The 23,008-nt window shown below is 70.1% G+C and carries 19 protein-coding genes; 14 read left to right on the top strand and 5 right to left on the bottom strand.

The features are described from left to right. Positions 1–205 precede the first annotated feature (205 nt). Both QK288_RS06610 and QK288_RS06615 read left to right on the top strand, forming a co-directional pair. Positions 206–1,216 carry a LuxR C-terminal-related transcriptional regulator gene (locus tag QK288_RS06610; RefSeq protein ID WP_281267013.1) on the top strand — a complete coding sequence of 337 codons (1,011 nt, stop codon included), beginning with the start codon at positions 206–208 and terminating at the stop codon, positions 1,214–1,216. A 69-nt stretch (positions 1,217–1,285) separates the two neighbouring features. After that, positions 1,286–1,915 (top strand): DUF1345 domain-containing protein, encoded by a 630-nt coding sequence (locus QK288_RS06615; RefSeq protein ID WP_281267014.1) that lies wholly within the window; start codon positions 1,286–1,288, stop codon positions 1,913–1,915. 114 nt (positions 1,916–2,029) lie between these two features. On the opposite strand, the gene QK288_RS06620 is transcribed toward QK288_RS06615, so the two are convergent. After that, complete coding sequence (locus QK288_RS06620) at positions 2,030–2,710, bottom strand: hypothetical protein (protein WP_281266657.1); 681 nt, start codon at positions 2,708–2,710, stop codon at positions 2,030–2,032. Positions 2,711–2,993: 283 nt separating this feature from the next. Here QK288_RS06620 and QK288_RS06625 point away from each other — a divergent pair, with 283 nt between their 5' ends. The 5 genes from QK288_RS06625 (at position 2,994) to QK288_RS06645 (ending at position 8,751) form a co-directional block, all read left to right on the top strand. Beyond that, positions 2,994–3,458, top strand: coding sequence for a hypothetical protein (locus QK288_RS06625; protein ID WP_281267015.1), 465 nt, complete (start codon positions 2,994–2,996; stop codon positions 3,456–3,458). Between the two features lie 70 nt (positions 3,459–3,528). After that, entirely contained in the window at positions 3,529–5,397 is a 1,869-nt protein-coding gene (locus QK288_RS06630) for a sugar-binding domain-containing protein (protein WP_281267016.1), read from the top strand. Positions 5,398–5,474: 77 nt separating this feature from the next. Then, positions 5,475–6,791 (top strand): extracellular solute-binding protein, encoded by a 1,317-nt coding sequence (locus QK288_RS06635; RefSeq protein ID WP_281267017.1) that lies wholly within the window; start codon positions 5,475–5,477, stop codon positions 6,789–6,791. A 23-nt stretch (positions 6,792–6,814) separates the two neighbouring features. Next, positions 6,815–7,840 carry a sugar ABC transporter permease gene (locus QK288_RS06640; protein ID WP_281267018.1) on the top strand — a complete coding sequence of 342 codons (1,026 nt, stop codon included), beginning with the start codon at positions 6,815–6,817 and terminating at the stop codon, positions 7,838–7,840. Next, positions 7,837–8,751 carry a carbohydrate ABC transporter permease gene (locus QK288_RS06645; RefSeq protein WP_281267019.1) on the top strand — a complete coding sequence of 305 codons (915 nt, stop codon included), beginning with the start codon at positions 7,837–7,839 and terminating at the stop codon, positions 8,749–8,751. The genes QK288_RS06640 and QK288_RS06645 overlap by 4 nt, the downstream gene beginning before the upstream one ends. A gap of 71 nt (positions 8,752–8,822) precedes the next feature. On the opposite strand, the gene QK288_RS06650 is transcribed toward QK288_RS06645, so the two are convergent. Next, positions 8,823–9,791, bottom strand: coding sequence for a zinc-dependent alcohol dehydrogenase family protein (locus QK288_RS06650; protein ID WP_281267020.1), 969 nt, complete (start codon positions 9,789–9,791; stop codon positions 8,823–8,825). An 88-nt stretch (positions 9,792–9,879) separates the two neighbouring features. On the opposite strand from QK288_RS06650, the gene QK288_RS06655 reads away from it, so the two are divergent. After that, positions 9,880–10,551, top strand: a complete 672-nt coding sequence (locus QK288_RS06655) for a TetR/AcrR family transcriptional regulator (RefSeq protein ID WP_281267021.1) — start codon at positions 9,880–9,882, stop codon at positions 10,549–10,551. A 44-nt stretch (positions 10,552–10,595) separates the two neighbouring features. Here the strand turns inward: QK288_RS06655 and QK288_RS06660 are convergent, their stop codons facing one another. The 3 genes from QK288_RS06660 to QK288_RS06670 form a co-directional block, all read right to left on the bottom strand. After that, positions 10,596–11,483: a DUF808 domain-containing protein gene (locus tag QK288_RS06660; RefSeq protein ID WP_281267022.1), complete on the bottom strand. Its 888-nt coding sequence runs from the start codon at positions 11,481–11,483 to the stop codon at positions 10,596–10,598. Positions 11,484–11,545: 62 nt separating this feature from the next. After that, positions 11,546–13,573 carry a hypothetical protein gene (locus QK288_RS06665; RefSeq protein WP_281267023.1) on the bottom strand — a complete coding sequence of 676 codons (2,028 nt, stop codon included), beginning with the start codon at positions 13,571–13,573 and terminating at the stop codon, positions 11,546–11,548. After that, on the bottom strand, positions 13,570–14,946 hold the full coding sequence (locus tag QK288_RS06670) for a hypothetical protein (protein ID WP_281267024.1): 1,377 nt from the start codon (positions 14,944–14,946) through the stop codon (positions 13,570–13,572). Before QK288_RS06670 ends, QK288_RS06665 begins: the two co-directional genes overlap by 4 nt. Before the next feature lie 53 nt (positions 14,947–14,999). Here QK288_RS06670 and QK288_RS06675 point away from each other — a divergent pair, with 53 nt between their 5' ends. The 6 genes from QK288_RS06675 to QK288_RS06700 are packed head-to-tail and all read left to right on the top strand — an operon-like array spanning position 15,000 to position 22,950. Further along, entirely contained in the window at positions 15,000–18,119 is a 3,120-nt protein-coding gene (locus QK288_RS06675; RefSeq protein ID WP_281267025.1) for a glycoside hydrolase family 38 C-terminal domain-containing protein, read from the top strand. Next, entirely contained in the window at positions 18,116–19,093 is a 978-nt protein-coding gene (locus tag QK288_RS06680; RefSeq protein WP_281267026.1) for a sugar ABC transporter permease, read from the top strand. The genes QK288_RS06675 and QK288_RS06680 overlap by 4 nt, the downstream gene beginning before the upstream one ends. Further along, positions 19,090–20,007, top strand: a complete 918-nt coding sequence (locus QK288_RS06685; RefSeq protein ID WP_281267027.1) for a carbohydrate ABC transporter permease — start codon at positions 19,090–19,092, stop codon at positions 20,005–20,007. The genes QK288_RS06680 and QK288_RS06685 overlap by 4 nt, the downstream gene beginning before the upstream one ends. Beyond that, the gene (locus QK288_RS06690) at positions 20,004–21,323 is read left to right on the top strand and encodes an extracellular solute-binding protein (protein WP_281267028.1); all 1,320 of its coding nucleotides are present in this window, start codon (positions 20,004–20,006) and stop codon (positions 21,321–21,323) included. Before QK288_RS06685 ends, QK288_RS06690 begins: the two co-directional genes overlap by 4 nt. Next, entirely contained in the window at positions 21,320–22,327 is a 1,008-nt protein-coding gene (locus QK288_RS06695) for a glycoside hydrolase family 130 protein (RefSeq protein ID WP_281267029.1), read from the top strand. The genes QK288_RS06690 and QK288_RS06695 overlap by 4 nt, the downstream gene beginning before the upstream one ends. Then, on the top strand, positions 22,324–22,950 hold the full coding sequence (locus QK288_RS06700; RefSeq protein WP_281267030.1) for an SGNH/GDSL hydrolase family protein: 627 nt from the start codon (positions 22,324–22,326) through the stop codon (positions 22,948–22,950). Before QK288_RS06695 ends, QK288_RS06700 begins: the two co-directional genes overlap by 4 nt. Positions 22,951–23,008: the final 58 nt, after the last annotated feature.

Consider the following 23,008-nt stretch of genomic DNA (forward strand, 5'->3'; position numbering starts at 1 on the left):
GTGCCCTGGCTTGCGCCGCGGGCCGGTCTGCCGCGCGACACCCTCATGGCACGCCACCCGGAGCGGGAGCACCATCGGCAGACATGCCCATCCGACTTCGCGCAGTGTGGGCACGCGTACCGCATCACCGTGCTAGACCGGCGATAGACGGTTTTCGGACAACTCCTTCGATTCCCGCCGCCGATGGTCATGAGGTGGTCGAACCGTGACACGCACTGCTGCACTGCTGCTCGCTGAGATCGCAGCGCGCCCGGGTCCCGTCCACGATCGAGCGCAGGCGCTGCTCGATGAACTGCACCACCACATCCCGTTCGACGGCGCGTGGATGGCACTGGCCGAACGGGGGAGCACGGGGTACAGCGCGGTCGCGAGCACGGACCTCGACGAGTCGAGCGTCCGCTACCTGAGCGGTCCCGAGGTGGCACGCGACATCGAGCGGACCGGTCTTGATCGCGCACGGCCTCCCACCAGTCTCTCCGACCTGCCCTATCCGTCGGCGGGCCTGCAGACGTGGGCGGAGTGCCTGCTCCCCGCAGGATTCCACGAGGCGTTGTCCGTCGCACTGTTCGAGGACGGCGGTCGGCACGTGGGCTTCATGACGGTGCTGTTCCGGAGCGCGGCCCCGCCGTCGCGGACACTCCGCCGGCGACTCACTCGGCTCCTGCCCGAGTTCGCGTCGGGCATCGACCCGGTCCGGTCGCTGGCGACGTCGGCAGCCTCCGTCAGCGGAGCCCGGTCGGGCGTGGTGCTGCTTCCCGGGTCCGGGGTCACCCGCATCCCGGGTTTGTCCGATGACGTGCTCCTCTCCGCCGATTCCGCGCTCGTCGATGCGGCCAGGGACGCCATCGGCGAGGGGCAGCGCTACGCCACGTTCCTGTGGCCGCGCGGGGGCCGACAGCTGCCGGACGGTTACACGCGGGTGACGGTGCTCGCCTGCGATCGAGATCTCCAGACAGCGGCCCGAGGGGTCGTCGTGCTCTCACCCGCCGGGCGCCTGCGGGGCTTGACGCCACGCGAACTCGAGGTGCTGGGCCACGTGATCGAGGGGTGCTCGAACCTCGAGATCGCCCGAGCGCTGATGATCGCCCCCCGCACGGTCGCTGCGCACATCGAGCACATCCTGTTCAAGCTCGATGCCACGTCGCGCACGCTCGCCGCCGTGCGCGCGGAGCGTGCCGGTCTCTACGTGCCGCTCTCGCGCGCCCGGCAGGGCTGAGCGACACGTGGTGGTCTCGAAGATGCATGCGCGACAGGACGAAGAACCACTGTTCAGGAAGGAAGGGTCATGTCCCACCTGTCGATGAAGGCCGGTGTCGGCGCGATCGTCGGGGCAGTGGTCGCGGTGATCGCCGCTCTCCTCGGTGTCCCCGATCTGTCGCCGTTGTTGGGCTGGGCGATCGCCGCAGGAGTGTTCCTCGTCTGGGCGTGGTCCGCGGCCTGGCCAGCAGATCCCGAGCGGACCCGTGCCCTCGCTCGCCACGAGGACCGGTCACGGAAGCTCGTCGACGTCCTCGTCATCGCCGCGACGTTCCTCAGCCTCGTCCTGGTGCTCTTCGCGCTCGTCCGCAGCCAGCAGAAGGACCCGGTCGGGTCTGCCGCTGCGATCCTCGCGGTCGTCGGCGTCGTGGCGGCCTGGGCAGTCGTGAACACCGTGTACGCCTTCAAGTACGCGCGCATGTACTACATCGACGACAGCCACCGTTTCGACTTCGACCAGGACGAGGACCCGTCCTACAGCGACTTCGCCTACACGGCCTTCTCGATCGGGATGGCCTACAACGCGGGCAACATCACCCAGTCGTCCACCCCGTCACGCCGGATCGCCCTGGGTCACGCGCTGCTGTCCTACTTCTTCGGCACCTTCGTGGTCGCGGTCGCCATCAACCTGATCACCGGCCTCGCCCAGGGAGGGTGAGGACGATGCCAGCGGAATGGGCGAGCGGCACAGCACAACGCCCCGTCGCGGGTGCGACGGGGCGTTGGCTTTTCCGGTCTGTCATGCGCAGACGGAAACCTGCGCCAGGCGTGCTTACTTGATCTTGGCGGTGATGGTGGCGGTGCCGACGAGGAGGCCGCTCTTGACGGCGTCGGTCTTGAAGGTGCTGTTGAGCAGCTTCGCGGCGTCGGCGGAGACGTGGACGGTGGTGCCGGTGAGGATCGCGTTGTCACCCTCGAGCTGCAGGGGCTTGAGCGTCCCACCGTGCAGGGAGAACAGGTACGCGTTCGCTGCGGCGACCTGCCCGTTGACCAGGACGTCACCGTAGAGCTTGGACGAGCCCGGGTTCACCACGAAGTTCTCCAGCGTCACGGTCGTGTCCCCGGCCTTCAGGGTCAGACCCGAGTCGTCGTGGTTCAGCAGGCCCTGCACGTACGGACGGTACTTGCCGTCCGGGCTCCAGTAGGTGACCGAGCCGGAGGTGATCGGGAACGACACGGCGCCGTCGGCGAGCTTGGCGTTGCCGGACACACCCGGGGTCAGGCCCAGCGAGGTGAGGGCGTCGGTGAAGCCGGAGTCCAGCGCGACGGAGGTGTCACCACCGAGGACCTCGGGAACCGACGCGACCGGTGCGGGGATCTTCGACGACGACGAGGCGACGGTGTGGATCGCCGGGGTGGAGGCGTTCGCGGCGGAGACGCCGAACGCGGCACCGCCGAGGACGAGGGCACCCGTCGTGGCGAGGGTGATGGTGGTCTTGAGGGACTTGCGCATGATGGTCATTCCTTTGCTGTGTCGCGCTCGGCGCGGCGTACTGAAAGCGCGCCGAACACACTCCGACAAGGAGTGGAGAACCAGCTATCTGCGGCTGGTGAGCGCTCCGGGTGTTTCCCGGTCTGTGCATGGGATTCGGCACCCCACCGGAAACGGTTTGGACCGGTTCCCTCTCGTTACCGTTCCGTTATGCAACAGGCTTCGCCCTTCGTGTGCCCCGGACGTGCGGTAGCGGTGGCCTGACACGCTCCGCGAAGATCGGGCGAGGCGAAAGGGGGCGCAGGTGCAAGCGAGATGGGTGGTCGTCGTCGCGGTCGTGGCGGCCCTGGTGGGTGGCGGGACGTGGATCGGGGTCGCTGTATCGGATGACGGTGGTGTCCGTCGCATCGCCGACCGGGTCGCGGTGCCGTCGGGGTGGGAGCTCGAGGACGAGGAACTGACGCGCGGGGCCGGACTCTGCCTCCAGCTGTCCGGGTTCGGGCATCCGTGTCCGTCGGTGACGAGGACGTACTCGGCTCCGCCGACGCTCGACGACGCCGCCTTCCGTGGCATCCTCGATCGCTCCGATCTGGTTCTCCGACAGACCGGCTCGTGCACCCCCGCCGACGGCGCCGGTCTCGAGCTGACGTGCGGCGCGGAGGGCTCCGACGAGCGCTTCACCGTGCGGGTGTCGTACACAACCCCGTACTCGGGGTCGAAAGACGGATCGCTGCGGGTCTCGGTGACCCCTGCGGCCCGGCCGCGGTGAGCGGGGTGGACAGCGTAATTGCAACGTTGTAGCGTCGAGGCGACCCCCGGTACCAACTCAAGGAAGAGCCATGACCACGACCTCCTCGACGCCCCGCCCCGAGTACCCCCGGCCGCAGTGCACCCGCGAGCGGTGGATGAACCTCAACGGCCGGTGGGGCTTCGACTTCGATCCGGGTGACTCGGGCTTCGAGCGCGGCCTGTCGTCCCCTGATGCCGAGCTGTCGCTGGAGATCACGGTGCCCTTCGCGCCGGAGTCGACGCTGTCGGGCATCGGCGACGTCGACTTCCACCACGCCGTCTGGTACCGCCGGCAGGTCTCGGTGCCGACGGACTGGGACGGGCGGATCCTGCTGCACTTCGGCGCGGTGGACCACGACACGACCGTCTGGGTCGACGGGCGAGAGGTCGGTCGGCACCGCGGCGGGTTCACGAGCTTCACGTTCGACCTCACCGCCCGCGCCGGGGTCCGCGCCGGCGACACGGTCACCCTGACGGTCCGCGCCCGTGACTCGAAGGACGCACCGCAGGCCCGCGGGAAGCAGTCCACCGAGTACGCGAACCACGATGCCGACTACACCCGCACGACGGGCATCTGGCAGACGGTCTGGCTCGAGCCGGTCCCCGAGATCGCCATCCGCCGCCCGAGGATCACGCCGGACCTCGAGGGCGAGCACTTCGCCGTCGAGGTCCCGCTCAGCACCGGGCTGCCGGGCGGTCGCGTCCGCGTGACCGTCTCTGACGAGCACGGTGTGGTGGGGGAGCGCGAGGTCCGTGCCGATCTCACGCTGACGCCGCGGCTCACGGTCGCGATCGTAGCAGGCCGCGTCCGGCCGTGGTCGATCGCCGACCCGTTCCTCTACGACGTCCGCGTCGAGTTGCTGGACGCAGACGGTGCCGTGGTCGACCAGGTCGGCAGCTACGCCGGGCTCCGCAGCGTCGCGATCGTCGGTCGGTCGGTGCTGATCAACGGCGAGACCGTCTTCCAGAGCCTCGTGCTCGACCAGGGCCTCTACGCCGACGGACTCCTCACCGCGCCGTCCGACGGCGCTCTCGTGCACGACATCGAGCTCAGCATGCAGGCCGGGTTCAACGGTGCGCGCCTGCATCAGAAGGTCTTCGAGGAGCGGTTCCTGTACCACGCCGACCGTCTGGGCTACCTCGTGTGGGGCGAGTTCGGGGACTGGGGCTGCAAGACGACCGGTCCGAGCGACGACCGGCAGCAGCCCGACGCCAGCTACGTCGCCGAGTGGCTCGAAGCGCTCGAGCGCGACTACTCGCACCCGGCGATCATCGGGTGGTGCCCGCTCAACGAGACGCGCCAGCACATCTCCGATCGGATCACCGCGCTCGACGACGTCACCCGTGCGATGTTCCTCGCCACCAAGGCGATGGACACGACCCGCCCGGTGCTCGACGCGTCGGGCTACGCGCACCGCGTGTTCGAGACCGACGTCTACGACTCGCACAACTACGACCAGGACCCGGCCACGTTCAGCGCGACGCTCGGGATGCTCGACCCCACGACCCGGACGGCGTTCGTCAACACCGAGGACGACGGCGACCGCCACGTGGAGGGCGCTCGCCCGTGGAGCCTGCCGTACAACGGCCAGCCCTACTTCTGCAGCGAGTTCGGCGGCATCTGGTGGAACGCCGACGCCGCTGCCGCCGCTGATGCCCCGGAGCAATCAGGCACGACCTCGTGGGGGTACGGGGAACGGGTCCGCTCGCTCGACGACTTCTACGCACGCTTCGAGGGGCTCGTGACCGCGCTCCTCGGCAACGAGCACATGTTCGGGTACTGCTACACGCAGCTCACCGACGTGTTCCAGGAGCAGAACGGCGTGTACGACTTCGCCCGCGGCCAGAAGTTCGACATCGAACGCATCCGCGAGATCCAGACCCGGGTCGCCGCGATCGAGGCAGCTGCTCGTCCCTGAACGGCCCCGACCGGCAGGCGCGTGCAGCCACGTCTGTCACTACAACGATGTACCACTTCACGAAGGAGTGAACCCGAATGTCCCCCCTCTCCCGCCGGCAGTTGCTGGTCGGCGGCGCATCGATCCTCGGCGGCGCGGTGCTCGCCGGCGGCCTCACCGGCTGCGCGACCGGATCGACCGCCGCCTCCGGCGCCGACCGACTCCAGTTCTGGCACCTGCTGACCGGCGGTGACGGGGCGAAGATGGCCGACCTCGTCAAGCGTGCCGACGCAGCGACCGGTGTCGCCGCCCAGCAGACGGTCCTCGCCTGGGGAACGCCGTACTACACGAAGCTCGCGATGGCGAGCGTCGGGGGCCGTGCACCGGACCTCGCGATCATGCACGCGAGCCGCCTCGAGGGCTACGCGCCCGGCGGCCTGCTCGACACGTGGGACGACGACCTGCTCGCCGAGTTCGGCGTCCGTGAATCGGACTACCCGGCGGCGGTGTGGAAGAAGACCTTCGTCGACGGCAAGCACTACGCAGTGGCGCTCGATGCCCACCCGTTCGTGCAGTTCTACAACACCGACATCCTCGACAAGGCCGGTGCGCTCGGCAGCGACGGGCGCATCGTCGACATCTCGAGCCCCGACCAGCTGCTCGAGGTCGGCCGAGCGGTCAAGGGCGTCACGAAGACCCACGGCATCTCGTACGGGTACCTCAACGACGGCGCGAACCTGTGGCGGATGCTCTACACGCTCTACCGGCAGCAGGGCGCCACGATGGTGTTCACGCCGGGCAGGAAGGCCGAGGTCGAGAAGGACGCGGCGATGGCCGCGCTCGACTTCATGAAGACGATGCTCGACGGCGACATCGCGGCGAACGCCGCCGACGGCGGCACCGCCCTCGCCGAGTTCGTCACGCAGAAGTCCGGGATCATGTTCACCGGCGTCTGGGACACCCCGTCGATGAAGGACGCGAAGATCCCGTTCGACGCGCAGCCGATCCCGACGATGTACTCGGAGCCCGCTGCGTACGCCGACTCGCACACCTTCGTGCTCCCGCACCAGAACGTCGTCGACGAGCAGAAGCGCCGTGACGCGCACGAGTTCGTCGCCGCGATCGTCAAGCGGTCCCTCAGTTGGGCGCAGGCGGGACACATCCCGGCGTACAACCCGGTCACCGACAGCGCCGAGTACAAGAAGCTGCTGCCCCAGGCGCACTACGCGGGCGCCGCGGACATCGCGAACTACGACCCGCAGGCGTGGTTCACCGGCGCCGGCAGCGACTTCCAGACCGCGGTCGGGAACGCACTGCAGGGCGTGCTGCTCGGTCAGACCAAGCCCGAAGCCGGTTGGGACCAGCTGATGGGCGTCGTGAACAAGAAGCTCTCCGAGCCGAACCCGGCCGGCTGACGGACGAAGGAGTCCAGAACATCGTGGCATCAGCAACCGCAGGTCCGACACCGCACGCAGTCAGTGCCGGGGAGCGCGACGCGTCCCGCGCCAGGGGCCGGACCGTCAAGCGCAGGCGCGACAACCGCGCGGGGTGGGCGTTCGTCGCCCCCTTCGTCGTGTTCTTCGTCGCGTTCCTCGTCGTCCCCATCGTCTGGGGCCTCTACCTCAGCTTCACCGCGACCAGCCTCACCGGGGCCGGCAACCACCTCGTCGGGTTCGCGAACTACTTCGAGGCCTTCGGCGACGCCGACATGTGGCGCTCGATGGGCAACACCGTCTGGTTCACCGTCCTGTCGACGATCCCGCTCGTGGTCGTCGCCCTCGCGATGGCGCTCCTGGTGAACACCGGCCTGCCGGGACAGTGGCTCTGGCGACTGTCCTTCTTCATGCCCTACCTGCTCGCGTCGACCGTCGTCTCGCAGATCTTCCTGTGGCTGTTCAACCCGCAGCTCGGGCTGTTCAACCACCTGTTGACCTCGATCGGACTCCCGCCGAGCAACTGGCTCAACGACCAGGACATTGCGATGTACGCCGTCGTCGGCACCACGGTCTGGTGGACCGTCGGGTTCAACTTCCTGCTGTACCTGGCCGCCCTGCAGAACATCCCGGAGTCGCAGTACGAAGCGGCGTCCCTCGACGGAGCCGGCACCTGGCGGAAGCTCTGGTCGATCACGCTCCCGCAGCTCCGCGGCACGACCGGACTCATCGTCGTCCTGCAGATCCTGGCGTCCCTGAAGGTGTTCGACCAGATCTACCAGATGACGACCGGCGGACCGAACGGCTCCACCCGGCCGATCGTCGAGTACATCTTCGAGTCGGGGTTCACCGGGTACCGCTTCGGCTACTCGTCCGCGATCTCGTACATCTTCTTCGCGATGATCGTCATCATCTCGATCGCACAGTTCACCGCCGGGCGTCGTGGTGACGCCATCGCCCGTGCCGATCGGGCCGACGCGCGTCGCAGGCGCGCCGCCGTCCGTGCCGCCACGAAGGGACAGGCAGCATGAGCACCGCCACCATCGACCCGCAGTCGCTCCAGACGAGCACCCCCACGACGACCGTCCGGGTCCGGACCACGAAGCACCACGGGCCGAAGTGGGGGCCAGCACGCATCGGGGCGCTCGTCGTCCTGATCGTGCTGGCCGTCAGCTGGCTGCTGCCGATCCTCTGGGCGATCGACACCTCGCTGAAGTCCGAGACCGACGCCGCGGCCGCGCAGCAGTCCTGGATCCCGGCCGGTGGCTTCACGATCGACGCCTACGTCAAGGTGCTGACCCAGGGGCAGATCCCGGTCTGGATCTGGAACTCGCTGTTCACGTCCGTCGTCGTCACCCTGGTCACCGTGATCCTGTCGACGCTGGCGGCGTACGCGTTCAGCCGCCTCGACTTCTCCGGTCGGAAGTGGCTCTACGCCGCGATCATCGGCTCGATCATGGTGCCGCCGCAGGTGCTGATCATCCCGCTGTTCTACGAGATGCTGGCGATGAACCTCGTCGACACGTACCTCGGCATCATCCTGCCGCAGGTGATCGCGCCGGCCATGGTGTTCATCCTCAAGCAGTTCTTCGACCAGATCCCGGTCGAGCTCGAGGAAGCGGCGCGTGTCGACGGAGCCGGGCGCCTCCGGGTGTTCTTCACGATCGTGCTGCCCCTGTCGCGACCGATCCTGGCCGCCGTGGCGATCTTCGTGTTCATCGGGGCGTGGAACAACTTCCTCTGGCCGTTCCTCGTGACGAACCAGGCGAACCTCATGACGCTCCCAGTGGGGCTGCAGACCGTGAAGAGCGCGTTCGGCATCCAGTACGCACAGAACATGGCGACGGCGATGCTCGCGGCTGCGCCGCTCATCATCGTGTTCCTGTTCTTCCAGCGACAGATCATCAAGGGCATCGCGACTACCGGGTTCGGTGGGCAGTGACGTCCTGAACCGGGACCACGACTGACGGGAGGCACGGTGCCAGCTGGCACCGTGCCTCCCGTCAGTCCCGCTCAGCGCACCGTCAGCACGATCCGGCCGAAGACGCTCCCGGCGTCCATCCGTCGATGTGCCTCGACGGCGTCGGCGAGCGGCAGGACCGCCTCGACGACCGGGGTCAGACCGTCGGCAGCGGCCGTGGCGAGGAGTGCGGCGCGGGCGTCGTTGCGCTCGGCGCGAGGGACGGTGTCGAGACTGAACGTCGCGAACGAGAGCGACCGCTGGAACAGCCGCATGAGCGTCATGCCGAAGTCGGCCGGCGGGTGGCCGCCCACCACCCCGATCGAGACCGCGCGCCCGTTCGGGGCGAGCATCTCGAGGAACGACGGCAGCTCGGGGCCGCCGGCGACGTCGACCAGGACGTCGAAGTCCGACGGAGCCGGGCTGTCGTCGAGGGGGCGACCGGAGCGATCGAGGACGTGGGTGGCACCGAGGTCCAGCAGTCGTCGGCCCCGTTCGGGCGACGACGTCGTGACCGCGATGGTCGTGGCGCCGGCCTGTGCTGCGAGCTGGACGGCTGCGATCCCGAGACTGCCGGCCGCGCCACGCACGAGGACCGATTCGCCTGCCGTCAGGTGTGCGTGCCGGAGCGCGAAGTGGGCGACCGTGGCGGCGCTGCCGACCGCGACCGCGTCGACGGCGGACAGGTCGTCCGGGAGCACCGTGACGTCCTCGAGCCGGGCCACGGCCAGCTCCGCGTACGCACCGCTGGTGCCCGTGAAGCCCCACACCCGCCGGCCGACCCATGCGCCGTCGATGCCGTCGCCGACCGCGGTGACGGTCCCCGCGACCTCGCTCCCCGGGACCATCCCGACGGGGAACGAGCTCCCGAGGGTCCCGCGGCGGATCACCGCGTCGACCCCGCCGACCCCGATCGCCTCGACCTCGATCAGCACCGAGTCGGGGCCGGCGACGGGATCAGGGCGCTCCGAGACGACGAGGCCCTCCGCTGGGCCGTACTCCTCGATCGACACTGCGCGCACGACGTCCTCCTCTGGTCCTGCCGGCACCGATCGGCCGGCGCGATCGACGGTAGTGGACGCAGGCGTCCACTTCCGTAGAGTGAGAGACATGCCTGCCCCGATGCCTCACTTGCGCTCCGACGCGCTCGACAACCGCGACCGCCTGCTCGACGCGGCCAGGACGCTGTTCGACGAGGTCGGCCTCGGGGTGACGATGCGCGAGGTCGCACGACGCGCCGGCGTGGGACCGGCCACGCTCTACCGGCGATTCCCGACGAAGCAGGACCTGGTCGGCGCGGCGTTCGCGGAGGAGCTCCGGGAGTGCCGGGCGATCGTCGAACGCGGGGCGGCCGATCCGGATCCGTGGCGTGGGCTCCGGAGGGTGGTCGTCGACTCGAGCGAGCTGAACGCCAGGAACCACGCGTTCGTCGAGGCCTTCACGAACGACTTCCCCGATGCCGTCGACTTCGCGCGCCACCGGGCCGAGCTGCTGCGGATCCTCGCCGGCCTCGCTCGGCGGGCGCAGGCAGCCGGTGCGCTCCGCGCGGACTTCGTCCTCGACGACCTCGTCCTGGTGCTCCTCGCCGGAAGGGGCGTCTCCCGCGCGCCCGCTGCGCAGCGGCTCGCGGCCGCGCGGCGCTTCGCGGTCATCGCCGTCGACGGCCTCCGCGCGGATCGGCGGACGGACGACCGTGCGGACCGCCGGACGGGCGACCGCGCGGACCGGCGGACGGACGACCGCGCGGACCGGCCGGCAGCGCGTCGCGCGGCGACCAGCTGACGGACGGGAGGCTCGTGACCGGCCCGCCACGAGCCTCCCGTCCGTCAGTGCGCGGTCTGGTGCCGCGGACCGCGCAGCCGGCCGATGCCGGTCACCACCGCGACCACGACCAGGCCGAGCGCCAGGCCGGCCACGGCCGACAGTGCGGTGTCGACGATCCAGGTGACGACGGGGCCGGCGGCCTCGATCGCGTGCTCGACGACGTGCAGCAGGTCCAGCGGGCCGTGCCAGAAGGTCTCGGCGAGGTTCGCGATCACCAGGTGGCCGCCCACCCACAGCATCGCGACGGTGCCGACGATGCTGATCACGCGGAAGACGGCCGGCATCGCGGCGACGATCCTGGCGCCGAGTCGTCGGGTGCGGCGGACCGGGTTCTTCATCATCTGGAGGCCGACGTCGTCGACCTTCACGAGCAGCGCGACGGCACCGTAGACGACCCCCGTCATCGCGAGGGCGATCACCGCGAGCGCGCCGAGCGTCGCCCAGAACCCGAGGCCGGTGTCGAGGCTCGCCAGGGCGATGAGCATGATCTCGGTGCTCAGGATGAGGTCGGTCCGGATCGCGCCGAACACCAGCTTCGGTTCGGTCGTCGTCTCCGCGGCACCGCTCTCGTGGTGGAAGCCGAACCACTCCATGACCTTCTCGGCACCCTCGAAGCACAGGTACGTGCCGCCGAGGACGAGCAGCCACGGCAGCACCCACGGGGCGAACGCCGTGAGCAGGAGCGCCAGGGGGATGATGATGACGAACTTGTTGAAGAGGCTGCCGAGGGCGATGCGCCCGACGACCGGCAGTTCGCGCGCGGGTTCGAGGCCCTGCACGTACTGCGGGGTCACCGCGGCATCGTCGATCACGACGCCGGCGGTCTTCGCGCTGGCCTTGAGGGCGGCCGACAGGATGTCGTCGACGACGGCGAGCAGGCCGACTGACATGCGTGGTCCTCCTGGGGATCGTGGCTGTCGGGACGCTCAGACTACTGGTCGTGGCCCGCGACTCACGTCGTGACGACACCCCACGGCGTGTGCAGCGCGGCGTGCACCCCGTGCAGGACGGGTGCGAAGCGGGCGTCCGCCTCGCTGCGGGCGAGCGGGTCCACGCCGCACGCCAGCATGGGAAGGAGCAGGACCGGACCGGCGGACCACGGGTGGCACAGGCTCTGGTCGTCGTCTCCGGCGTCGGGTGACCACCGTTCCCACCACGTGCCGGCGCCGGCGTCGAGCATGCGGCCCCAGTGCTCGTCGAGGCGGTGTCGTGCTGCCGTCGGCGCGCCGAGCACGACGAGCGCGCGGCAGAGCGCGAACGCGAAGTACCCGGTCTCGGGGACGAACCCCTCGAACACGGTGGTGTCGACGAGCCGACGGGCGTCAGCGGTGTCGAGTGCGCATGCGAGGATCGCCGCCGCGTGCGGGTGGTGGAGTCGCCCGGTCAGGCTCCGGAGGACCTCCTCGAGCCGCGCTCGGTGCTGCGCCGCCCGCTGGGGACGACCCGCGCGGTCGGCCAGTGCGCACGCCGACCGGAGCGCCGCGGCGTACTGCGCGTCCATCGCCGCGCTGCGTGCCTGGGCCGTGAAGTCCCACCAGTCGATGAACGACCACCAGCCGGGTTCGTCGGTGTCGAACCGGCCGTTGCGCCACCGTCCGTCCGCCCAGTCCGTCGTCCGGTCGAGGGCGGGCTCGAGCTCGGCGAGCAGAGCGTCGTCGCCCGTGAGCCGGACGTGCTCGTCCAGGTGGCACACCCACTGCAGCGAGAAGTCCGGGATGCGGTGGTGGGTGCCGCTCGGCGAGAGTGCCGGGATCATGCCGTCGGGGTCCTGCGTGCCCGCGAACTGCCGGAGCGACCGTCGCGAGGTGTCCGCGACCCCGGTCGTGGTGAGGTCGAACAGTGCCTGCAGTCGGGCATCCGCGACGTAGTGCCCACCCTCTCGGAGCGGGCAGTCCTCGTACAGGTCCTGCCGGCCGACGCGGACCGTCGCCGTGCTGACGGCGTGCATGCGTGCGTACCGATCCTCCTCCGCGACGAAGACCGGGTCCGGGCGGTCGGCGGTGACGGACGCGAACTCCGCGGTCACCGTGACGGCGGCGGACCGGACGACGACGGCGAGTTCCCGGAACGACCGGCGGTGCCAGAACCGATGCACGGTCCGACCGGCGGGGACCACGACGGTGTCGACCGCGGCGATGCCCTGCCGTGTGGCGGTCGGCCAGCCGAAGGCATCGGTCGCCTCGCCCATCACGACGTCCAGCACGGTGGTGGTCGGTGCGTCGACCGTCAGGGTGAGGAACCCGACCAGCTGGTGGGGGAGCCGGTACTGCACGAAGCCCGCGGCGCCGTCCGTGGGCGGACCCGGGAGTCGGATCCTGCCCGCGGCGACGAGTGCCGCGGCGCGGTCCGGCGTGTCGAGTGCCAGTCCGGCCCACGCCGCGGTCGGGACGTGCCCGACGTGCTGTCGGTGCGGCTCGAGGTCGACCGGGTGCTCGTGCACCGGCCGGTCGTACGGCCGCGGGCACTGGTCGTCGGGGTAGGGCACGGCGCCGGCCCAGCCGAGGTGCTCGTCGTCGAGGGTGCGGTCGGACCACTCGGTGAACCCGGTCGACCAGGCCGCCTGCTGGGTGCCCTGACGCCATCCCCGCGGGACAGCGGTCTGCCAGTCGGCGTCGGTGTCGATGGGGTGGGTGGCGCCGGACGCGTCGGTGAGGCGTCCCTCCGCCCACAGGCCGCCCAGCGCGCGCGGCTCGTGGTGCGTGCCGATGCCGAGCAGGTGGACCCCGACCACGACCTCGACCTGCCGCCGGCCCGTCAGCGCCGGCGCGAGGTCCACACGGACGGCGTCGTCGCCGGGACTGCTGCTCTGGACGTCGTGGTGCGCGACGAACGCACCGTCGACCCACACCCGGAACGAGCCCCGTGCCGCCACGTGCAGCTCACCGGCGACCAGGGCGTCGTCGCACGTGACGATCCGGCGGAGCAGCAGGAGCTGGTTCGGCGTCTGCCGGTGGAACGCGTCCCAGATCCAGGTGCTCACGCGGCGACCGCGACGTGCACGACGTGGTGACCGGTGGTGTCGCCGGGTACGCCGTTCGCCGGGTCGACGTCGATGCCGTCGATCGACAGGGCGCCCCGGTCCGCCGCCTCGATGGTGAGGTCGATCGTCGCGCCCCGGAACCGGACGCCGGACGCGGTGACGACCTCCCCGGCGGCCGGTCGCAGCGGGTCGAACCGCAACGCGTCGAGACCGGTACGGAGTCCCAGGGCCCCGAGGTGGACGAGACGGAGGAACGAGGTCGCCGACCAGGTCTGGTTGGGCTCGCTGTCCCAGTGGAACCCGCATTGCCAGCCGCCGGACGGCGCTCCGGTCACAGCGTCGTGGACCTCGTCGAAGCGGCCGTCACTCCGGGCGACGAGCGCACGGAGGTCCTCGAAGGTCTGGTCGACACCGGCGGTGTCGCGGACCGTGGCCGCGGCGAGGCCCGTCAGTCCCATCACCATCGGCCAACAGATCGCGTTGTGCCGACCCGGGTGGTCGTCGGAGTACCGGTCCGCGAAGTGCGGGGTGACGTTGACCGCCCCAGCAGGACCATGGCCGATCGAGGCGAGTACCGCGGCTCGTGTGTGTTCCGGCGCGACGTCGAACACCGTCGCGAGCGCGAGTCCCGCGGCTTCGCGGTGGTGCTCGAGCGTTCCGGCGGTCGGTCCGGTGCCGTGGACGAGGTACCCGAAGGTGTCGCCGTCGCCGAGGTGCTCACGGATGGCGTGGACGATGCGGTCGGCGCGCTCGTCGAGGTCGCCCGCGTCTTCCCCGAGGTCCCGGGCGGTCGCGGCCAGGCACCGGTGCGCCGCGACGTAGAGCACGTTCGTCGACAGGGTCATGACCTCGTGCGCGTCCGGGTAGTCGAGCACGAAGGAGGTCGGCTCGTCGGTGGTGGCGGGCGGTGTCGGGAGCCCGGAGATGCCGTCCTGCATGAGTGCAGGACCCGCGTACAGCCCCCAGCGGGGCCGGAACCGCTCGCGGTCGAGGATCGCGAGCGAGGCACGACCGACGTCGAGGACCGTGCGCAGCAGGTCGGCGTCACCGGTCGTCACGGCGAGGTCGCGCGCGGCCAGCACCCACACGACCTGGTCCCACCACTGCTCGTCCTGCGCGATCACTCGGCGACCGTCCGGCAGCGTCTCGCAGACCCGCAGCAGGGTCGACCGCGCGGCGTCGGGGCGCAGGATCGATGCGGCGCCCCAGCTGTTCAGGGCGGCGTCGCGGGTCCACGGGTCGACGTAGCCGTCCCCTGCGCGGACGTACGTCCCGCGGTCGTCCGCGACGGTGTTCCGGTCGAGTGTCCAGACGGCGGTGTCGTACAGCGAGCCGAGCCAGGGCCGCGTCGTCGAGGCGAGGTGGATGTCCATGAAGTCATAGTGACAACGTTGACACCGACAGTCAACGTTGACACACTGCTCCCGTGCACACCGATCCACAGCGCATCATCGACCGCGCAGCCCGTGTCCTCCGCGAGCGCATCCGTCCCGCCACCGAGGCGGTGACGGCCCCGCTCACGATCGCCGTCCGCCACCTCGCCGGCGAACCCGAGTCGTTCGCGGACGCGACGGCGCCGGTCGACGAGTTCCGCCCGGCCGCCGTCGGCGACCCGTGGGGACCGGCATGGACGACGAGCTGGCTGCACCTGACCGGCGCGGTCCCGGACAGCTGGCGGGGCGTGATCGCCGCGGCCGATCGCGACCGGGCCCGGCTCGGTTCCACGGGACCCACCCTGGTGGCACTCGTCGACATCGGCTTCGAGCCGGACTCCGGCCCGGGTTTCCAGTGCGAGGGACTGGTCCACCGTCCCGACGGCAGCATCGTCAAGGGCATCCACCCCCGCTCGCAGTGGGTGCCGCTCTCGGCGGACGACCCCACCGTCGACCTCTGGGTCGAGGCAGCGGCGAACCCCGACGTCGCCGCTGCCCAGTTCCGGCCGACCCACCTCGGCGACGGGATCGCGCCGGACGGCCCACCGCTCTACGAGCTCGTCCGTGCCGACCTCGCGGTGCTCGACCCCGAGACCCAGGCGCTCGAGGTCGACCTCGAGGTCCTGCTCGGCTGGGCCGAGGAACTCCCCGCCGACCGGCCGCGTCGCGTGAAGCTCCTGCGCGCGATCGACCTGGCGTGCGACGCGCTCGACCTCGACGACGTCCGCGGCACCGCCGCCGCGGCCCGCGCGGTGCTCGCGCCCGAGCTCGCCCGCCGCGCCGACGCCAGCGCGCACCGGCTCGCGGCGATCGGGCACGCGCACATCGACTCCGCGTGGCTCTGGCCGACGCGGGAGACGATCCGCAAGTGCACCAGGACGTTCTCGAACGTGCTCGATCTGATGGACCGCTCCCCGGACTTCCGGTTCGCGTGTTCCCAGCCGCAGCAGTACGCCTGGATCGAGCAGACGCACCCCGACCTGTTCGCGCGGATCACGGCGGCCGTCGCCCGCGGCCAGTGGATCCCCGCCGGCGGCATGTGGGTCGAGTCCGACACGAACCTGCCCGGCGGCGAGGCACTCGTGCGCCAGATGGTGCACGGCAAGCGCTACTTCGCCGAGAAGTTCGGGGTCGAGCCGCGCGAGGTGTGGCTCCCGGACTCGTTCGGGTACACCGCAGCACTCCCGCAGATCGCCGCGCTCGCCGGGTACCGCTGGTTCCTCACGCAGAAGCTGTCGTGGGGGAACCCGACGGACAAGTTCCCGCACCACACGTTCCGGTGGCAGGGGATCGACGGCACGACGCTCTTCAGCCACATGCCGCCGGTCGACAGCTACCTGTCCGAGCTCACCCCGCACGAGTTGCAGCACGCGTCGTCGAACTTCCGCGACCACGGCGACGCCACCACCTCGATGGTGCCGTTCGGGCACGGTGACGGCGGCGGCGGGCCGACGATCGTGATGCTGGAGCGGGCGCGAAGACAGGCGGACCTCGAGGGCTCACCGGTGGTGGAGCACGCGACCCCGGAGTCCTTCTTCGAGGAGGCCGAGCGGGAGTACCCGAACGCCCCGACGTGGGTGGGGGAGCTGTACCTGGAGGGCCACCGTGGGACCTACACGTCCCAGGCCGCGATGAAGCAGGGCAACCGGCGCAGCGAGCACCTGCTCCGCGAGGCCGAGCTGTGGAGCGCGACCGCCACGGTCCGCCACGGCGTCCCGTACCCGGACGACGCCCTCGACCGGCTCTGGAAGACCGTGCTGCTGCACCAGTTCCACGACATCCTGCCGGGCTCGTCGATCGGCTGGGTGCACCGGCAGGCCGCGGAGGCGTACGTGGCCGTCCGCGACGAACTCGAAACGATCATCGGCTCGGCGCTCGACGTCCTGGCCGGCGCCGGCGACCGTGCCGTCACCTTCAACGCCGCACCGGCGGCGGTGGACGGCGTGCCTGCACTCGGTGCCGGGCCTGCCGGGGACGACCAGGGCCTCCAGGCCGTCGAGGTGCGGCAGGACGGCGAGTCCACCGTCCTCGACAACGGGGCGCTGCGCGTCGTCGTCGACCGGACGGGAGGCGCGGTGAGCGTCCGCGACGTCGCTCGCGGTCGCGAGCTGGTCGCCGCCGGGGCCCGGCTCGGCGACCTCGTCCTGCACCAGGACCTGCCCAACGCGTTCGACGCGTGGGACGTGGACGAGCACTACCTCGCCACCGGGCGGGTGCTGGACGACGTCGACGCGATGCGCGTGGAGCGCACGGAGGACGGCTCCGCCACGGTCGTGGTGGAGCGGAGCTTCGGACGGTCGTCCTCGGTGCAGCGCATGACGCTGCGTCCAGGTCGCGGCGAGATCGACTTCGTGACCGAGGTCGACTGGCACGAGTCCGAGCGGTTCCTCAAGGTCGCGTTCCCGCTGGACGTCCGAACCGACGTGTCGACGTCCGAGATCCAGTTCGGCCACGTCCAGCGTCCGACGCACCAGAACACCACGTGGGACGCCGCGAAGTTCGAGATCGCCGCCCACCGCTGGGTGCACGTCGGCGAGCCGGGGTTCGGGGTGGCGATCGCGAACGACTCGACCTACGGGCACGACGTCCGTCGCCGGGACGGGGAGGACGGCACGCGGCCGGGGACCGAGGTGCGGCTCTCGCTGCTGCGCGCACCGCGCTACCCCGACCCGGAAGCGGACCAGGGTCGCCACCGCTTCGGGTACCGGCTCGTGAGCGACGCGAGCGTGGCGGACGCGGTCGACGCCGGCTACCGGCTAAACCTGCCGCCGCGCCGCCGGTTCGGCACGGGACCGGTCGCACCGCTGGTGCGCGTCGAGGACGCGTCGGGCGTGACGAGCACCCGGCACGGCGTCGTCGTCGAGAGCGTGAAGCTCGCCGAGGACCGGTCGGGCGACCTCGTCGTCCGACTGTACGAGTCGCTCGGCGCGCGTTCCCGCGCACGCATCGCCTGGGACCTGGACGCCGGCGGCGTGGAGGTCGTCGACCTCCTCGAACGCCCGCTCGAGGTCCTGCACCCCGTGGACGGGGCGGTCCCGCTCGAGTTCCGCCCGTTCCAGATCGTCACGCTCCGGATCCGCCGGATCGCCGTACTCGAGGAGGAGAACGGATGACCAACACCACCGTGGAGGCCCCACCGGCCCCACTCGCGACCGCGGTCGACCGCCGTCGCAGCACGCCCACGAGGAGATCGGGGCGACGACGGCACGACGCCGTCGTCGGCTACCTGTTCATCCTCCCCGCGATCATCGGCCTGGTGCTGTTCGTCGCGTACCCGATGGTGACGTCGCTCTACCACTCGTTCACGGACTGGAACGGGCTCACCCCCGCGAAGTGGACGGGCCTCGACAACTACGTCCGGATGTTCACGCAGGACACCAAGTTCTGGCCGTCGATCGAGGTCACGCTGCTGTGGGTCGTGATCTCCGTGCCGGTCACCATCGCGGCCGGACTCGGGCTCGCCGTCGTCGTGAACCGCTCGCTCCGCGGAGTCCGGCTGTTCCGCACGCTGTTCTACCTGCCGGTGGTGCTGCCGGCCGTCGCGGTCCTGACGCTCTGGAAGTACATCTACGACCCGACGTACGGGCTCGCGAACGAGGTCCTCCGGGCGCTGCACCTGCCGACGAGCATGTGGCTCGGCGACTCGAAGGTCGCGCTCGCGTCGATCCTCATCGTCGGCGTCTGGGGCGTCGGGGGGACGATGATCATCTTCCTCGCCGGGCTGCAGGCCGTCCCCGTCGAGCTCATCGAGGCCGCGAAGGTCGACGGCGCCGGAGCCGTCCGCCGGTTCTTCAAGATCACCCTCCCGATGATCGGCCCGATCCTGCTGCTCCAGCTCGTCCTGCAGCTGAACGCGGCGTTCCAGACCTTCAACCAGGTCGCGATCCTGACGAAGGGCGGACCGGGCACGTCGACGAACCTCTTCATGTACAAGATCTACACGGACGGGTTCGCCAACTTCATCTCGTCGCCGCAGCTCGGCTACGCGACCGCCGAGGTGTGGGTCCTGTTCGTCATCGTGATGATCGTGACCCTGGTGATGCTCCGCGTGACCCGCGGTCGGTTCTCGGGCGGTGGTGAGGCATGAGCGCCGTGACGGACCGACCGAGGGCCACGCCCACGCGCGTCGAGGACATCCCGGCCACCCGCCGGGTCCCGCTCAACCAGCGCGTGCCGATGCTCCTGTCGCGCATCGCCTGGTACGTGCTCTGCGGGCTGCTCGGCGTGACGATGCTCGTCCCGCTCGTCTGGATGATCAGCATCGCGCTCAAGACGAACGGCGACATCAACCAGCTGCCGCCGACGTTCCTGCCGAAGGAGTTCGACTTCGGGAACTTCGTCGCCGGGCCGGCGCAGATCCACTTCTACCGGCTGCTCCTCAACACGGTGATCGTGACGGTGGTCTCGACGTTCGGCGCCGTCGCCAGCTCGATGATCGTCGGCTACGGGATCTCCCGGATCGAGTTCCCCGGCCGGAAGCTGTGGTTCGCGCTCATCTCCGGCAGCCTGTTCGTCCCCGGGATCGTCGGGCTCATCCCGCTGCAGCACCTGTACATCTCGCTCGGGGTCATCGACACGTGGATCCCGCTGGTCCTGCCGGCGTTCTTCGGCAGTCCGATCTTCGTGTTCCTCGCGCGTCAGTACTACCAGTCCATCCCGCGGTACATCGACGAGTCGGCGCTCATCGACGGCGCCGGGCACTGGACGATCTTCACGAAGATCATGCTGCCGATCACGAAGCCGGTCTGGATCACGGTCGCGATCATGTCCTTCCAGCTGGCCTGGAACGACTACCTCAACCCGCTCGTCTACCTGACGACGTCGTCGAAGTTCACGCTGTCGCTCGGCATGGCGTCCTTCCTCAGTGACACCGCGGGCTCCCAGTACAACTACTACATGGCGACGAACCTGCTGTTCATGCTGCCGCCACTGGCCCTGTTCTTCCTGGCCCAGCGGTACTTCATGGAGGGCATCGGCTCGCTGGGGACGATCTCGAAATGACCAGACAACGACGAAGCGCGCCGCGCGCGAAGTGGATCGCGGCCATCGCGGCCGCCGCGATGGTCGGGCTCGGCCTCACCGGGTGCAGCGCCCCGGGATCGGCATCCGGATCGGATGCCGTGACGTACATGACGTGGGAGTCGATCCAGACGAACGCGGCGTTCGACAAGACCATGGCGAAGTTCGAGAAGTCGTCGGGCATCCGTGTGGAACGGAGTGACTCCCCGAACGCCGACTACGCCCAGAAGCTCGCCAGCCTGATGATCGCGCGGAAGGCACCCGACTTCTTCTGGTGCACGACCGCCGAGGCGCAGAACCTGGCCGACGAGGGGCTGCTCTACGACTGGACGAGCAAGCTCCGTTCAGGGGACGGCCTCGACCCGGACTCGTTCTCCCCGGGGGCACTCGCGTCGTGGACGACACCGAAGGGGCGCATCGCCGGCATCCCGACACTCGCCAACACCTACGGGTTCTTCTACAACGCGGACACGTTCGAGAAGGACGGGATCCCCGTCCCGAAGGCCGGTTGGACGTGGGACGACCTGTTCTCGGCGATGGCGAAGCTCAAGGCCGCTGACCCGTCGACGACGCCGCTCGTGAACCAGTGGCCGCTCCTCGACAGTCCACAGGGGGTGTCCGCGTACTCCGTGGCGAACGGCGGCAAGCCGTTCGTCGACGACCTCGTGCACGCGACGTCGGTGTCCACCGATGCGACGTTCCGCGAGGGCGCGAAGCGGTTCACCGACGCGATCGCCGCCGGGGAGATGACGAACCCCGACTACGACCCGACGAACGTGCCGGCGGCGTTCTCGAACGGCGCCGTCCCGCTGATGTTCGCCGGCCAGTTCGTGCAGCAGTTCATCGCACCGAACAAGCCGAAGTTCGACTGGGGGTACGCGCCGTGGCCGGCCGGGCCGGACGGGTCTGTGCAGCCGATCGAGACGAACGGCATCTGCTCGCCGTCCACGCTCCAGCACCCGGAACGGACGTGGAAGGCGATCTCGTACCTGGAGTCCACCGGCTTCAACGACGCGATGCGTGCCGTCCCCGTCGCGCCCATCGCCTACGAGCCCGGCACGAAGGGGTACTACGAGGGGCTCACCGCTGCCGGTGACCCGGCGTCGATGAGCATCGCCGCCACGGCGGAGTACGAGCTCGCCGCGAAGGACAAGTTCATCACCCAGTTCCTCGATCCATGGGCGACGAATGCGACCGACATCACCACCACGCAGTGGAACCCGATGCTGTCGGGTCGGGGAACGGTGGACGGCGGCGTCGCCGACACCGCCGAAGGGATCAGGAGGCTCATCGGATGACCAGCGGACCAGCGGACCACCCGCCGATCGACTACCCGTCGATCGACTACCCGTCGATCGACTACCCGTCGATCGACTACCCGTTCGGGCCCTTCGTTCCCGCGGCCGAGAACCCCGTGCTCCGGCCAGGACGGCAGCCGTGGGAGTCGACGAACGTCTACAACCCGGCGGCGATCGTCGTCGACGACCGGATCGCCCTGCTCTACCGGGCGCACGCCGACGACATCGTGTCGTCGCTCGGGCTCGCCTGGAGCGACGACGGGTACACCTTCGAGACCGAACCCGACCCGGTGATGGTGCCGGAGCACGACTACGAGTGGTACGGCTGCGAGGACCCCAGGGTCGTCCGGATCGACGGCACCTACTGGTGCACCTACACGGGGTGGGACCGGCACACTGCGCGGCTCTGCATCGCGGAGTCCACCGATCTGCGCACCTGGACCAAGCACGGGCCGATCGTGCCCGGTGTCAACACGTTCGCCGGCGTCCGGGAGACCCCGGGGCCGGACTGGAGCAAGGGCGGGGTGATCCTGCCGGAACCCGTCGACGGCCGGTACCTGATGTGGTTCGGCGAGGGGAACATCCACCTCGCCACCTCGACCGACCTGCTGCACTGGGACGTCGTCGCCGAACCCGTCCTCCGACCGGAGCCCGGCACCTTCATGGGCGACCTCGTCGAGACCGGTCCGCAGCCGGTGGTGACCCGGACCGGGCACGTACTGCTCATGCACAACAGCGCGATCGTCCGTGCCGTCGACGACGTCACGTACGCCTGCGGACAGGTGCTCGTCGACCCGCGGCGGCCCGAGCGGGTCGTCGCGAAGGCGACCGAGCCGTGGCTCTCGCCGTCGAGCGAGGAGGAGCGCCACGGGCTCGTCGACGACGTCACGTTCGTCGAGGGGCTGGTGTTCCACCACGGCACCTGGTTCGCCTACTACGGCCAGAGCGACACGACCATCGGCGTGGCAACCTTCACGCCGACCGAACGAGAGGACCTCGCATGACCATCACCCTCCGACCCGGGGACACCGTGATGTTCACGGGCGACTCGATCACCGACTGCCAGCACCTCGAGATCGAGCAGCCGCTCGGGTGGGGGTACCCGCTCCGGGTCGCCGGCGAGTGGGGCTTCCGCCACCCGGACCGGCAGGTCGGCTGGCACAACTCCGGGATCTCCGGCAACAAGGTGATGGACCTCGAACCGCGGTGGGACCGCGACGTCCTCGACACGCAGCCCGATCTGGTCTCACTGCTCATCGGCGCGAACGACGTCGGGTGGAAGGACTACGCCGAGGACGGCTACGAGATCCCCGCGGAGGACTTCCGTGCCGGCATCCACCGTCTGCTCACCCCGCTCGCCGAACGCGGGACGCAGCTGATCCTCATCGAGCCGTTCCTGCTCCCCGTGAACGACGCGCAGCGCGTGCAGCGCGAGGACCTGGACCCGAAGATCCAGGTCGTCCGGGAGCTCGCCAGGACGTTCGGTGCGCACCTGCTCGCCGCCGACGGGCTCTTCGCAGGCCTCGCGGCCACGACCGGACCGGAGTACTGGGCCGCCGACGGCGTCCACCCGACGCCGGCCGGCCACGCGGCGCTCGCCGACGCGTGGTTGCGGCTGGTGGACTGACCCGGCCATCCGGCGGACGGGAGGCACGGTGCGGGCCCGCCACGAGCCTCCCGTCCGG

The organism is Curtobacterium sp. 9128, from assembly GCF_900086645.1.
Taxonomy (GTDB): domain Bacteria; phylum Actinomycetota; class Actinomycetes; order Actinomycetales; family Microbacteriaceae; genus Curtobacterium.

Coding starts and splice junctions, on each gene's coding strand:
- QK288_RS06615 (WP_281267014.1), top strand. CDS start 1,286: ATGTCCCACCTGTCGATGAAGGCCGGTGTCGGCGCGATCGTCGGGGCA.
- QK288_RS06620 (WP_281266657.1), bottom strand. CDS start 2,710: ATGCGCAAGTCCCTCAAGACCACCATCACCCTCGCCACGACGGGTGCC.
- QK288_RS06630 (WP_281267016.1), top strand. CDS start 3,529: ATGACCACGACCTCCTCGACGCCCCGCCCCGAGTACCCCCGGCCGCAG.
- QK288_RS06635 (WP_281267017.1), top strand. CDS start 5,475: ATGTCCCCCCTCTCCCGCCGGCAGTTGCTGGTCGGCGGCGCATCGATC.
- QK288_RS06645 (WP_281267019.1), top strand. CDS start 7,837: ATGAGCACCGCCACCATCGACCCGCAGTCGCTCCAGACGAGCACCCCC.
- QK288_RS06655 (WP_281267021.1), top strand. CDS start 9,880: ATGCCTGCCCCGATGCCTCACTTGCGCTCCGACGCGCTCGACAACCGC.
- QK288_RS06660 (WP_281267022.1), bottom strand. CDS start 11,483: ATGTCAGTCGGCCTGCTCGCCGTCGTCGACGACATCCTGTCGGCCGCC.
- QK288_RS06670 (WP_281267024.1), bottom strand. CDS start 14,946: ATGGACATCCACCTCGCCTCGACGACGCGGCCCTGGCTCGGCTCGCTG.
- QK288_RS06680 (WP_281267026.1), top strand. CDS start 18,116: ATGACCAACACCACCGTGGAGGCCCCACCGGCCCCACTCGCGACCGCG.
- QK288_RS06685 (WP_281267027.1), top strand. CDS start 19,090: ATGAGCGCCGTGACGGACCGACCGAGGGCCACGCCCACGCGCGTCGAG.
- QK288_RS06690 (WP_281267028.1), top strand. CDS start 20,004: ATGACCAGACAACGACGAAGCGCGCCGCGCGCGAAGTGGATCGCGGCC.
- QK288_RS06695 (WP_281267029.1), top strand. CDS start 21,320: ATGACCAGCGGACCAGCGGACCACCCGCCGATCGACTACCCGTCGATC.
- QK288_RS06700 (WP_281267030.1), top strand. CDS start 22,324: ATGACCATCACCCTCCGACCCGGGGACACCGTGATGTTCACGGGCGAC.